This is a genomic window from Marinisporobacter balticus, from assembly GCF_004345705.1.
Taxonomy (GTDB): Bacteria; Bacillota; Clostridia; order Peptostreptococcales; family Thermotaleaceae; genus Marinisporobacter; species Marinisporobacter balticus.
Genome location: NZ_SLWV01000026.1, coordinates 1 through 13,399, shown reverse-complemented (window position 1 = coordinate 13,399; position 13,399 = coordinate 1). Strand labels below are relative to the sequence as shown.

The 13,399-nt window shown below is 37.2% G+C and carries 13 protein-coding genes and 1 riboswitch; of the genes, 5 read left to right on the top strand and 8 right to left on the bottom strand.

Annotation, left to right across the window (positions count from 1 at the left end; genetic code table 11):
* Positions 1-25 precede the first annotated feature (25 nt).
* From mmuM to EV214_RS18810, 8 genes are all read right to left on the bottom strand, one after another.
* A complete protein-coding gene (gene mmuM, locus EV214_RS14625; protein WP_132247061.1) occupies positions 26-961 on the bottom strand; it encodes a homocysteine S-methyltransferase in 936 nt (311 codons plus the stop codon).
* 81 nt (positions 962-1,042) lie between these two features.
* The gene (locus tag EV214_RS14620) at positions 1,043-2,458 is read right to left on the bottom strand and encodes an amino acid permease (RefSeq protein WP_132247059.1); all 1,416 of its coding nucleotides are present in this window, start codon (positions 2,456-2,458) and stop codon (positions 1,043-1,045) included.
* A 76-nt stretch (positions 2,459-2,534) separates the two neighbouring features.
* Positions 2,535-2,638: riboswitch (SAM riboswitch) on the bottom strand.
* 167 nt (positions 2,639-2,805) lie between these two features.
* A complete protein-coding gene (locus EV214_RS14610) occupies positions 2,806-4,716 on the bottom strand; it encodes a carbohydrate-binding domain-containing protein (protein WP_132247057.1) in 1,911 nt (636 codons plus the stop codon).
* Between the two features lie 11 nt (positions 4,717-4,727).
* Positions 4,728-5,420, bottom strand: a complete 693-nt coding sequence (locus EV214_RS14605) for a DUF4956 domain-containing protein (protein ID WP_330571319.1) — start codon at positions 5,418-5,420, stop codon at positions 4,728-4,730.
* Positions 5,410-6,132 carry a polyphosphate polymerase domain-containing protein gene (locus tag EV214_RS14600; protein WP_132247055.1) on the bottom strand — a complete coding sequence of 241 codons (723 nt, stop codon included), beginning with the start codon at positions 6,130-6,132 and terminating at the stop codon, positions 5,410-5,412. The genes EV214_RS14605 and EV214_RS14600 overlap by 11 nt, the downstream gene beginning before the upstream one ends.
* A 217-nt stretch (positions 6,133-6,349) precedes the next feature.
* Positions 6,350-7,570: a sensor histidine kinase gene (locus tag EV214_RS14595; RefSeq protein WP_132247053.1), complete on the bottom strand. Its 1,221-nt coding sequence runs from the start codon at positions 7,568-7,570 to the stop codon at positions 6,350-6,352.
* Positions 7,567-8,241 carry a response regulator transcription factor gene (locus EV214_RS14590; protein WP_132247051.1) on the bottom strand — a complete coding sequence of 225 codons (675 nt, stop codon included), beginning with the start codon at positions 8,239-8,241 and terminating at the stop codon, positions 7,567-7,569. Before EV214_RS14590 ends, EV214_RS14595 begins: the two co-directional genes overlap by 4 nt.
* A 77-nt stretch (positions 8,242-8,318) precedes the next feature.
* Positions 8,319-8,492: a hypothetical protein gene (locus EV214_RS18810; RefSeq protein ID WP_165916392.1), complete on the bottom strand. Its 174-nt coding sequence runs from the start codon at positions 8,490-8,492 to the stop codon at positions 8,319-8,321.
* A 113-nt stretch (positions 8,493-8,605) separates the two neighbouring features.
* On the opposite strand from EV214_RS18810, the gene EV214_RS14585 reads away from it, so the two are divergent.
* From EV214_RS14585 to EV214_RS14565, 5 genes are all read left to right on the top strand, one after another.
* Positions 8,606-9,517, top strand: coding sequence for a DUF3658 domain-containing protein (locus EV214_RS14585; protein WP_132247049.1), 912 nt, complete (start codon positions 8,606-8,608; stop codon positions 9,515-9,517).
* A gap of 344 nt (positions 9,518-9,861) precedes the next feature.
* A complete protein-coding gene (locus tag EV214_RS14580) occupies positions 9,862-10,728 on the top strand; it encodes an AraC family transcriptional regulator (RefSeq protein WP_132247047.1) in 867 nt (288 codons plus the stop codon).
* A gap of 3 nt (positions 10,729-10,731) precedes the next feature.
* Positions 10,732-11,187, top strand: a complete 456-nt coding sequence (locus tag EV214_RS14575; RefSeq protein WP_132247045.1) for a GyrI-like domain-containing protein — start codon at positions 10,732-10,734, stop codon at positions 11,185-11,187.
* A 1-nt stretch (position 11,188) separates the two neighbouring features.
* On the top strand, positions 11,189-12,136 hold the full coding sequence (locus EV214_RS14570; RefSeq protein ID WP_132247043.1) for an ABC transporter ATP-binding protein: 948 nt from the start codon (positions 11,189-11,191) through the stop codon (positions 12,134-12,136).
* Positions 12,136-12,891 carry an ABC transporter permease gene (locus EV214_RS14565; protein ID WP_132247041.1) on the top strand — a complete coding sequence of 252 codons (756 nt, stop codon included), beginning with the start codon at positions 12,136-12,138 and terminating at the stop codon, positions 12,889-12,891. Before EV214_RS14570 ends, EV214_RS14565 begins: the two co-directional genes overlap by 1 nt.
* The last annotated feature ends 508 nt before the right edge of the window (positions 12,892-13,399 follow it).

Here is a 13,399-nt window from a genome sequence, read left to right as displayed (position 1 = left end):
ACCCATGAATAAAAACAACCTAAATTCACTTTCTACCCCAAACGGCGATTTCTCGGATATCCTGTGGCGTAGTTCTGCAGCAACCACCAATTAGTTTAGCTCCCTTTTCAAACCACTTCTTAGCACTATCCCCATAGCAAAGACCAGAAGAACAACCGTGCCAATTCTTAGTTTGAGCATCGTAATGCTCTCCAGAATTAGGATACACCAAAATGGGTTTATCAGTACCCTTACGGATCTGGACAATTAGGGATTCCATAAATTCTGGAGGCGTGCAATTGACACCAATGGCTACCACTTGAGGATGAGTATGAAGCCAACGGGCACAGTCTTCAATCCGTTCCCCACTGTTGATGCGTTCCCCATCCTTAGCACTAAAGCTAATCCATGCGTATACCTGAGGGTGTTCCTCCAAAACATTTACAATGGCTTTCGCCTCCACTAGGCAGGGAATAGTTTCGCAGGCCAATATATCCGGCCCAGCCTCAATTAACGTATTCATCCTTTCTCGATGAAATTCCATCAACTGGACTTGCGTTAAACCGTAATCCCCTCTGTACTCAGATCCATCCGCCATATAAGCGCCATACGGACCCACTGAAGCTGCCACAAGAGGTTTTGGTCGGTTTATCCTATTTTCAGGGTTTTCCCAGAAATGGTCTCTTACTTGGGCTGCAATGCGCACAGAAAGCTGAATAAATTCTTTCGCTTCTTGCTTGGTGAGACCTCGCTTCATAAAGCCTTCGTAGGTAGCTTGGTAGCTAGCAGTGATGACACAGTCAGCTCCTGCCCTAAAATAATCTTCGTGTACTGCCCCAATAATCTCAGGATTTTCCATCAGAATCTTAGCCGACCAAAGAGGGTCGTTTAAATCACAGCCTCGACGCTCTAGTTCTGTGGAGAAGGCACCATCTAGTATCATCAATGGATATTTGTACAAAATCTGTTGTATTGGATTCATAAGTAGTCTCCTTTTCAAGTAAGTTTAAAATACCGTTGAAAATATATTTTTAAAAACCAAAGAGGTCAAATAAAATTCCCCCTATCCAAGATTTATAGCGCCTGTGGTTATCTGTCCCAACAGGTAGGCAGCCCCTATGATGAATAAAACAACCCCAACCCATTCGAGGGGTTTATATGAGGATTTATTTTCTATTTTTGCCATATGAAAGGGAATAAGGCCAATGGCAAAGAAAGTAACGGTCAATGCCAAGTACAGCCACCCTACGGCATAGAGCACAAAAACGGAGTACAAGGTGGCCAAAATCCCTGTTACCAAATTCAGCCCTTTCCTATTTTCTTGTAGCGCAAGTTTGCAGGCGAACAATCCAGAAAAAATGTACGGAATCAACATGGTGCTAGTACTCATGCAATAAATGGTATTATAAGTGGACTGAAATTGTTCTGACAAAAGAGACAACAAAAATATCTGAATCAAGATATTCGTTACGATAAGAGATCGGATAGGTACTCCTTTGTCATTTTCTTTAGCAAACCAGCTAGGCATTACGCCATCCTTCGCTGCCAGCCAAGGCAATTCCACTACCAACAAAATCCAGCTCAAAGTAGCGCCCGATACAGAAATCAAGAGTCCTATTTTCACCAAGGTAGCTCCAGCTGCACCGATAAAGGTTTTTCCCAATACGTCAGATAATGGCGTAGCGGCTTCTGCCAATAATTTGGTGTCCACTACCCCCATGGCGATGGTGGAGACTGCCATGTAAATAAGCAAGGTAATGAAGAAAGCCCAAATCGTTGCCTGGCTGACAACCTTTTGAGAGACTGCCCGACCCGAAAGGACAACAGCAGCTTCTACCCCTAAAAAACACCATAATATGGTGCCCATGGCACCTTGGATTTGCTTAAAGATTGAAGTAGGATTTCCTGTAGATACCAAGGTAGTTTGCCAATCGGGTACGAAGAATAACTCACTACGAAATACGCTAATCCCTAGAATTACTACCAATGCCAAAGGAATCAACTTAGCCATGGTAACCAATGCATTTACAATCCCTGCATCCCGTACCCCCATGGCAATAACTCCCGTAATAATCCAAAGGGCCACCGATCCACAAATAAAGGCCCACATCGGAGTAATACCATGGCCTTTTGGCAACAAGCTGTTAAGGGTTTTAAAAAATAAAGGAAAAAATGCCACAATCCCCAATAAACCTCCAATCCAATAGCCAAAAGCACTGAAAAACCCAATAAACTCTCCAAAACCTTCTCGGGCATAGGAGTAAATACCGCCCTTTAGCTCTGGTCGTTGGAATGCTAGGTCTTGAAAAACCAACACCAAGGTGAATACTCCAAAGCCCCCGACCAACCAAGCGAATACAGATGCCATAGGATTGGCATTGCCGATAAGGTCTGTAGGGCTGTTAAATATCCCCCCACCGATCATAGATCCAATGCCTAGCGTAATTAACAAGAACAAGCCTAGTCTTTTTTCTTTCATTCTGCACACTCCTTTAACGAACAAAAAACCTCTTTCACACGAAAGAGGTTGAGTGCTATGACAGCAATCCAATCCTCTCTCATCTTCCAGTGTATTCCACTGCTGAATTTAGCACCTTGTAAGATTTCTTCAGGTTGCTGGGCTTCGTTGGGTCAGTCCCTCCGCCACTCTTGATAAGAGTTTTTTGAACGATTCAATTTTAAGTAGTGTATCATGGAAAATAGTCCTATGTCAACAAAAGACAAAGGACTATTTTCTATGATGAAAACTAAAATATTTCTATTCTTCAAAAGCTTCATAAACATTCCATTATTTACATACTCTACCTACTAAATGTGGTCCTGGCTTCATTGTTTTTTTGCCAGGTTTCCCTCCTGAGGAAAGGCGCCTAAAGTTGGTGGTTGAGGTCGTTCACCGTTTATCTCGCCGCCTGGCCTTTCTGACCTATCACCTGTGGGGCGGTGACCCCTATTTTCACCATCGGGTCTCTTAGGTCTTCCACCGCCCATTCCACCGCCTGAACCGTAAATCAGGTTTGTCATTTCAATAGTTTGGCTGTCAGAACCCATTACTATGGTATATGTTTCACCTTTCTTAATATCTGGGCTGCTGATAACAACGCAGTTATACTCTTTTTCAGGCGTATAGTTGACAAGTTCTTTTCCACTGCTGTCCTTCAATGTTATTGCACCATTTTGCATACTTTGCGTGTTTACAAGGATAGATCCTTGTGTAGATTCATTTCCAAAGTTCTGCGCCATACCACTTGAACCTACAGCGATAAATATTCCCCCTGAAATATCGGCCGTGCCGTTATAATCAATCGCACCATTTCCGTTATTTGTTGGACCTGAAACATAGGTTTCTCCGCCTGTAACATAAAGATGGCCGTTGGAGTCTACGCCGTCACCTCTGGCATTAATTTTAATTATACCTCCGCTTATTTTGATATAAGCATTTTCATCTGTCGCAAAAGTATCTTCATTTCCTCCTGCGGCGTTAAAACCGTCATCAGAAGCCACGAGTGTAATCTTACCGCCGACAATATCAATACTTTGTCCCTCTACCCCTTCGTAGCTTTTTAAAATGTTAATATTTCCGCTGTTTATGGTTACATTGGAATCTGCGTGAATACCATCATTTCCAGAAGATAACTCAAATGTAGCACCATTGATTATAATATCACTGTTTGCGTGAATACTGTCGTCTGAGGAATTCACATTAAAAGTACCATTATTCACAATGATATTGCCATTTGCTTTTATCGCTTTTTCACTTGGAGTATCATTTGTTTCTGACTGTTTATCCTGTTTACCCAAATCTGGAGGGAATTCGCCTTTGCTTTCAGTACTGGCGTTGCCGCTTCCGCCTCCTGTGATAATATTAAAGTCCCCTGCGTCAACCTGTATCGAAATAGCCCCGTCAATACCGTCTGTTTCTGATGTTATATTAAAACTGCCGTCTGCGATATAGATAAACCCCAAAGAAGGATCATCTGAATTTTCGCTGTGAATACCATCTTGCCCTGAAGTAATTTCAAAGCTACCGTTTGCAATTCTTACACTATCATTGCCCTCAAGCCCATGTTCACTTATTTTGATTTCGTATTTTCCGCTTGTAATCACTAAATCGTTTTTAGAGGTAATCCCGTTTCCGTATTCAGTGGATATTGAAAGTTCACCTTTACCATTTAATGTCAAATCGTCTTTTGAATAGATCACCGCATCAATATGGTTGTCATCTATTTTAGTAAATTCTCCGTTTGTACAAAGCGTGTTCATCGTTCCACTAGCAAGTGTGATAAAAACCTTATCTGCCTGCTTTACATAAATCGGAGCAGAATAAGTGTTACCAATGCTTACACTGTCTAAAACCAATTGGATTTTATCTGTTTTTTCAGCATCCACTATAATCTGACCATTTGTAAGACTACCCTTTAATAGGTATGTACCTTCATCTGTGATTGTAACGGTTGTGTCGTTGATTTTTACACGGCCACTTGATTGTATATTGTCGTCGTTTAACGTAATGATTACGCACTTTTCTTCATCGTATCCGATTTCTTTATCCCTGTTTGAAAACATTTTAGACGTATCGGTTATAGTCACTGAAGCATTTGTATTGTCTTTTGTTTGTGAACTGCTTGTATCGGATAGATTGTTGCCATTTGCTGAAACCAAATTCCCTGCACATCCTGTAAAGCAGCCTACAATAATGGCTATACAAAGCAATATAGTAATGATTTTTTTGAATTTCATGTTATGCCTCCTTATAATTCTCCGGCAATGCTTGATTGCTTTGCCATCATAATTTCCAAATTTCCATTTCTACATCGGATGTCATCAATAAACTGTTTTTCTTCGTTTAAATTGTTTAGTGTCACATCATAGGTGAGTTTGAATAAACTGCCCATATTTGTTGTTTTTACATTGATCAATTCACATTCCTTTGTGTATTGTTTGAACAAATCATCAAATACACCCGTATAATCCAAATCTTCTGGAATGGTAATTCGCATAGTTCTTTGTGTATTTTTGCTGCTTCCTATGCCGCTGTTTGTATAGAGTACGCTTACACCCCCTAATATGAGGGCAAACAAAACACCATAGCCTAAATACCCCATACCTGTTGCAAGTCCAGCACCCATAGCAAGAAAGATTGCGCCGATTTCTTTGGCGGTACCGGGTACAGAACGGAAACGAACAAGGCTGAATGTTCCTGCAACTGCAACCCCTGCACCTAAGTTACCATTTACCATCATGATGACAACACACACCACTGCGGGAAGTGTTGCAAGTGTTACAACAAAGCTCTTAGTATATTTGCTTTTGTAGGTATAGGTAAGTGCCAGAAATAGTCCGATTAAAAGCGATCCTGCTATACATACAAGAAAGTTTGATAAAGAAATAATGGATTCAGTAGAATTTTGAAAAACACCCGAAAATAAATGATCAAGCAACATTTTTTATACCTCCTAAGAATTTTGGCAACATTGAATATTTGTATGCGTTGCCATATTTTGAAAAAGATGTTTTATAGATTTTGTTTTGGCTGAGAAAATTCAAAAGCCATATGGGCATACCAAGTGACGTTTTTACTTCCATAAGTACCATACCCTGTGGCAAAATAGGCTCTCCGTAAATACTGCTTGTAAGAGATAAATCATCATCTCTGTATAAAATGTTCTCATCAAAGGTTATACGAAAATTGCTGTCCGTCTTGCTAAAAAATGCCTCACGGGAATAGGATAAAAATACAGCAGGTTCGATATTTTGATACAGTTTCATAAAATAATCAATTTCCTTTGATATTTGCGTTGGATTTTCAAGTGGAATATGCTCACAAAGATAATTTGACGCTGTATGCTCAAGCATATCCATTCGGCGCTTATAAACTACACCTTTATATTTCTTTTTAATTTCTACAAAAACCGTACTATAAGCATTTGCTATACCGTAGCTTCTAACTCTCAGTTTCTCCTTATAATCAGGTTTTTCGATAGAGCGTCTGATTAAAAGTTTATCGGGTGTATCAAAGTAAATATTGCTGATTGTATTTTTCCCAAATTTATCATGATGCATATAGTCACGCATAATTTTCAGTAATATTTGCTGCTGTTCTTTTGTAAGAAGGTATTTAACCTCATATCTTTTAAATATATTTTGATAACCCATACGGTCATCTCCTCTCTGAATGCTTGTTAAGTTCTTTTATTTGACTTCATTATAAAAAACGAAACTAAAATGAACTTTAAATTTTACATTAAATTAACTTAAAATTTCTTCTAGCGTGAGGAAAGTGGTAGGAGTTCACATAAGTCCGTGATTTTGAATGTATTTTTTGTATATCCCATGATATAGAAAAGTCTTAACTCTTTTAAAGTTAAGACTTTTAAAATATTGCGGTAATAATAAGATTTTTCCCATCAGGACTTTGTGCGGTTATTTTCCCTTTATGCTTTTTAACAATTGCTTTGGCAATAGACAAACCTATGCCATATCCACCTGTACTGCTGTTTCGTGAACTGTCAGCTCTGTAAAAACGCTCAAAAAATATATCGAGATTTCCTTGTTTCAAATGCTCTGATTGATTTGTGATTTCCAAAATATATCTTTTCCCTTGTTTTTTGAGGGATAACTTTATCTCACTGTTATCCCTTGCATATTTTATCGCATTATCCAACAGAATTGAAACAAGCTGACGCAATAACGGTTCATTTGCGCAGTAAGAAATATTTTTTTCAATTTCAAGTTCAAGCCTTTTGCCGTTCGCTTCTGCAACGCGCTTAAAAGGCGCTGCATTCTCAAATACTGCATCTGACAATGAAAAATCAATTTTTTCAAGATTATTTTTTTCCTCGTCCATACGGGTGAGGGATACAAGGTTTGAAACAAGATCTGACAATCGATCTACTTGATTTCGAATGCTTTTTGTCCATTGATTTTCCCCATAATCCATTTCCAAAACCTCGGTGCTTGTACCAATAATGGCAAGGGGGGTTTTCAATTCGTGACTAGCATCGGTTATGAACTGTTTTTGCTTTTCATAGCTTTCGGCAATCGGTGCAATTGCTTTTTTTGAAAAGATAAGCACAAGCACAAAGACAGCGCTAAGTGCTGCAATAGAAATATAAATACTGTCTAAAAGAAAGAAACGAAACATTTCAATATCACGTTCGCAATCCACAAACACGATAAGCTTTCCATAATCCTTCTCTGTAACCACATATTTATAATTCTGAATCAAGCCTGTTTCTTTTCTATTTTTCAATACTTTTTCTGCAGCTTTTACCGCTTTTGATGCAGAGATCGCAGATATTTTTCCTGTATCCACAGAGATCACATTTTCGTTGTCATCAAGCTTCACGATAAAAAAGCGTGTTGAAAATGGGACTTCAGGAGACATTTTGGGTGGCAGCTTATAATCATTCTTGTGTTTATTATGCTTTGGAAAATGTCCGTCATTTTCTGAAAGAACCGTCAATATCGCATCAGCATGTCTTCCAATTTGACCATAGTTTAAAACATTTATAAAGGTTGCTATTACTAAAATAACAAGGACTACGGAGCTGACAGCTATAATAATAAATTTTCTTTGCAGTTTTTTTATCATTGTTTTTCCTCCAATGAATAGCCCATATTTCTGGTAGCCTTTATCTGTACAGTTGCACCAATAGCGGTAAGTTTTTTTCTGAGATAAGAAATATATACCCACACCACATTGATTTCTGATTCACTGTCATAGCCCCAAATTTTTTCCATAAACCCTTCGGTAGCAATCAAATGCTTTGGATTTGTCATCATCATTTCAAGCATTTGAAATTCTTTGTTTGCAAGTCGAAAACAACCTTGCGTGGATTTTAGTTCAAACGTTGCCCGATTGAGGGTGATATTCCCAAAGGACAGCACTGAATTTGTGATCTCAGTTTGTCTCCTTGTCATAGAACGAATACGGGCAAGGAGTTCTTTTGTTGCAAAGGGCTTTGTTAAGTAGTCGTCTGCACCACAGTCAAGTCCAAGCACCTTATCATCAATTTCAGATTTAGCAGTAAGCATCAGCACAGGAATATTTTTTCCATTTTTACGCAAGGTTTTTAGTACGGTAATACCGTCAACCTTTGGCATCATAATATCCAAAATGACACCATCATAATTTTCAGCTTCCAAATATTCAAGTGCTTCTTCGCCGTCATAAACGGCATCAACAGAATAATGATTGTGTTTCAGTATCGCAACAAGCGCATTAGAAAGCTCTTTTTCATCTTCAGCAAGCAATAATCTCATAAAAACACATCCTAAGTTTATTTTTATTATAAATAGCATACCTTAAAATAAGTTAAAAATCATCTTTAAGCAACCTATTAATCATTATTTTCCCAATCCTTTTTTAATTCATAAAATGTATTTCTTTTCAAATCAAGTAATTCAATAGCTGTAGAACCTGTTATTTCTCTCATTTTATATTTATTATAAACATCTTCGCAATCCTTTGGGAAGTCTATTTTTGTTTGAGACAGTTTACATATAAAGTCCATATTCATATATTCTATAAGTTTGTAAAAATGGTATAATATTGATAAAAAATAAGTCGCATAGGTAAAATATTACGTAACAAAGATTATTTATATAAATAATAGGGGGTAAAACAATGCTTGAAGTTGTATTTAGTGATAGCGTGAAAGGTTCTATGAAAATAGCAAAAAACTATGATGAAAAAAGTATGCTTAGTGGCGCTATCGGGTATATTGGAAAAAAGCCATCGAAAACTGAATTAAAGAAACACTTTGAAGGATTAAAGAAACACTTTGAAGGTCAGGCTGTTGGCGGAGATTCACAAGATGTAGCTTGTATAGGATTTGCATTGGATATTGGGGATATATCCGGTGAATTTGATGGCATTGCGCGTCAAAATTTTTTTCAAAAAGTATGGGGACGATTTGATTTTGACGATAATGAACAGGAACATTTTTTTCATAATCAACGCAAAGATATGGAAAAACTTTTGTCTGCTGCAATCAACGGCACTCCAATACGAATTTGGAAGAGCAACATCCCTTATTCGACTTGCGGATTTTACTTCATTTGCAATGTATTAAGAAATATTGATTGTGAAATAAGCGTTGTTTCATTACCGGAGTATAAGCAAGTATCTGAGAATGAAATTGTTACTTATAGCGACTGGAGGCAAATGGAGCCAGGGAAATTTTATCAATTCTTGCCTTTGGAAAGACAATTATCTCAATCTGAAAAACGAATGTTTAGTAACCGTTGGTGTGACTTGATAATGGAAAACACCCCATTAAGAGCTGTTGTAAACGGAAAGTTGATTTCTGTTCCCGAAGATTATTATGATTACATTATTACCAAAAATATTCCTGACGATGATTTTCTTATGGCTCGTTTAATTGGTGAGATTATGGGAAATTACAAGTTAGGTGTTAGTGATAGTTGGTATGCTTTGCGTATAGATAAGATGATTGAGGAGAACAAACTGATTATTGTTGAGAATAAGGATATGTCAAATCCTTATGGAAAAATTTTAAAGAAAGTGATGGTATGAACAATAGGATCATAATCTTTAGCAGATTACCTCGCAATATTCTTAAAATATGACGCATGGAATATTGCTATCAAAATAAGAAAAGCCATGTATTGGAATTAATAACCATCCTATGGCTTATTTTTTCACGTATGTCATCTGTACCCGTCATACAGTTTACACCTCATAATTTGAAATAGAAATGAGTATACACAGCACACGGATTACCTAAATAGATCAAATTATGAGAAGAGAATTCTTGCGATAAATTTTTTATTAAGGTAAAGTTGAGTTTACAAAAGAGGACATGAATAGTGAGGAATAAAATTGCTTTATGATATATGATTTTCTCAGGAGGTGAAGAAATGAAATGGTTGGAGAAACTAAGTAGTGCAATAAATTACATAGAGAATAATTTGGATAACAAAATTTCCTATGAGGAAGCGGCAAAGATTGCGTGTTGTTCCACCTATTACTTTCAACGTATGTTTACGTATGTTGCAGGAATCTCTTTGTCAGACTATATACGACGCCGAAGAATGACACAGGCCGCATTTGAATTGCAGTCTACTAATATAAGAGTTTTAGATGTTGCGTTAAAATATGGATATAATTCTCCAACATCTTTTAACCGAGCATTTCAAAACGTTCATGGAATTTCTCCAGCAGCTGCAAAAAATCAAGGGAGTATGCTTAATGCTTATGTCCCTATTAAGTTTTTAGTACAAGTTTTAGGAGGCAGTGCTATGCAATATCGAATTGAAGAAAAAAAAGCTATGCGGATTGTGGGTGTTCGTACAGCATTATCGGAGGATATGGAAGAAAATCATGTATTGGTTCCGAAATTTTGGAACAAAACATTACAGAGCAATAGGTTCTCTGAAATCTGTGCTTTGTCAAACCAAATTCCGTACGGTGTTTTAGGTGTTACCGTTTATCACAACCCCAATAATATTTTTTACTATATCGCAGCGGCGACGAATGCTCCTGTGCCAACGGGAATGCTTGAACATGAAATTCCTGCTGCAACATGGGTAGTCTTCGAATGTGATGGATATTTTAAAGAATCCATACAAAGTATTTTTAAACGTTTTCTAACAGAATGGCTCCCATTTTCCGGGTATGCTTATGCAGAGTTACCAGATATAGAAGTATATCCTATTGGCAATGGAAGCTTGAGGTGCGGTCACTCGGAGGTATGGATTGCAATTAAAAAGGAAAAGGAGAATTGATTTATGGAATACCAAATAGAAATTAGAGATATTGAACCAATCAGAGTTGCTTATATTCCTTACAAGGGCATTGTGACAGAAGCTAACAAGGTTTTCCCAGATGTGTTTAAGGCGATCCGTAGTAAAACAAATGGTGCACCTTTTTTTAGTTATCTTTCTATGAACCCGGAAACAAAAACAGGTGTAATGGAATTATGTGTGCCAACTGCACAAACGCCTGTTGGAAAAGGCATTGAAGTTAAGGAAATGACACGCATAAAGGCTATTTGTGTTACGCACATTGGTTCTTACGAAACCATGTATAAGGCTTATGCAACTATTGACAAATTTTCTGCTGAAAATGGGCTAAAAATAACACCACCTTTCCGTGAGGTATTTATTAAAGGGCCAGGAATGTTTTTGAAAGGCAATCCAGACAAATATATTACTGAAATCCAATTTCCAATAAAGGAGGAATAATGTGATTGCAATTAATGTTGAAAACCTCGTAAAAAAATACAGGAATGGCGTACAGGCATTAGATGGTATTTCTTTAACGGTTGGAAGTGGAGAAATCTTTTCATTACTAGGTCAAAATGGCGCTGGTAAATCAACGCTTATAAACGTACTCACAACGTATTTGCGTCCGACATTTGGAAAAGTTACGATGTTTGGAAAAGACGTTTACGAAGAAGCTACTGAGATTCGTTCGAGGATTGCGTGTGTTGCACAACGTACCTCGATCGATTCACATTTATCCCTTAGTGAAAATATGATGTTTCAGAGCAAACTTTATAAAATTCGTAAAATAGAAGCAAAACAACGAATGGAAACTTTGATTGCGTGTTTCGGTTTGGAAAGATACTTGAAATACCCCGTTTCATCTTATTCTGGTGGAGTAAAAAGACGCCTAGATATTGCACTTAACATGATGTCAAACCCAAAGATATTATTCTTAGATGAACCTACTGTAGGCATGGATATACAATCTCGTATGGCGATGTGGCAAATGATGAAGAAAATTCGTGCTGATTTTGGAACCACCATTTTTCTGACAACGCATTACTTAGAGGAAGCCGATCAATTAAGCGATACTATCTGTATTATGAAAGATGGAAAGGAAGCTGCACAAGGGACACCACATGCTTTGCGTAATTATCTACGGCAGGATGTAGTAGAAATCAGCTTTGATAGCAAGGAACGTGCAAAAGATTCTTTCAGGCGGATAACAAACACCTTTGGTTTAGAACGGACTAATTTACGGAGTGAAAAAATCATTATTAATTCCCCAAAATCGGGTGAAGATTTAGTACATGTAAGCCGTTTCCTATTGGAGGAACAAATTACCTTTATGGGAATAAATATCTTACAGCCCTCTTTGGATGATGTTTTTATACGATTGACTGGCAAGCAAATGGGGGTGTCCTAATGAGTATTTTTCCTATTTTATGGCGTAATATTAAATGGCGCTTTCATAATTCCTTTACAGTTGTGATTACTATTTTACAGCCCATGCTTTGGTTGATATTGTACAGTGCCGTTGCCGGACAATCTATGCAGGGCATCGGAATTGAAAATTATACTGCATTTATCTTACCTGGACTTATCGTGCTGGTATGCTTTAGTGCTTGTAGCAGCGGTGGAATAATGAATTATCTTATGAAAGCTGATGGGAGCTTTTATAGAGTATTGATTGCCCCTGTGAAAAGAAGTTCTATCGTCATTGGGCAAAACTTAGAAGCTGTTTTATGCACATTCCTTGAAGTTAGTATTATGTGTGTTGTCAGTCTATTCTTTTCAGTCAAAATTGCTTCAGGCTTTTGGGGGATACTCCTTATCATTTTAATTGTATTTATGGTAGCATTTTTTATGGCAGGAATGGCCTATGCAATCAGCCTTAGTTTGCCAAATGAAGTGATGTATGAAACTGTAATGAACGCAATCGTCTTGCCTGTGTTTTTCCTTAGTACTGCTTTATTCCCGGCAAATACTGTATCGGGTGGATTAGCATTTGCTGTGAATCTGAATCCATTTACTCATGTCATCAATGCTTTACGGATGCTTATTTTGAAAGGAAGTATTGTGAAAAATGATATTTTCTTTGTGCTTCTGCTACTTTTAATAATGTGCTGTATTAGCTTTTCATGGGCATTATACAGATTAAAAAAAGAAACGAATTTATAAGAATATAGGTAAGCGTAAAGCCTACCACACATACAAAATTAAATTTTTAAGTAATAAAATCATCTCAAAAGAAATTGAGATGATATACATATGGATCATAAAGAAAATCGGAAATATTGGGAGAACATAGTCCATAATCAAATAGAAAGTGGTCTTTCTCAAAATTTCTAATAACCCTTTAGAAAAATAGAAAAGACTACTTGGACTATGGTTACACCAATAACGGATACGCAACTTTGTAGTAGTAAGATTGAACTTCGCAAACGCAATAAAGGGGGTACCGTCAGGAAAATGCGGATTTACAACGATAAGGAATTTTCATTACCCATAAGCATTTTTAAGTTATATTCAAAAACCATGCTTTGACATCGTCTAAAGCATGGTAATTATTTAAACTAATATAAATCTGCTACGTTGATTTTTTTAGCTCATTTATTTATTGAATTCATTAACTGGAAGAAGTATTCAGGTTTGTGCGTCTTATTTAGGTTATACCATGAATGTAATG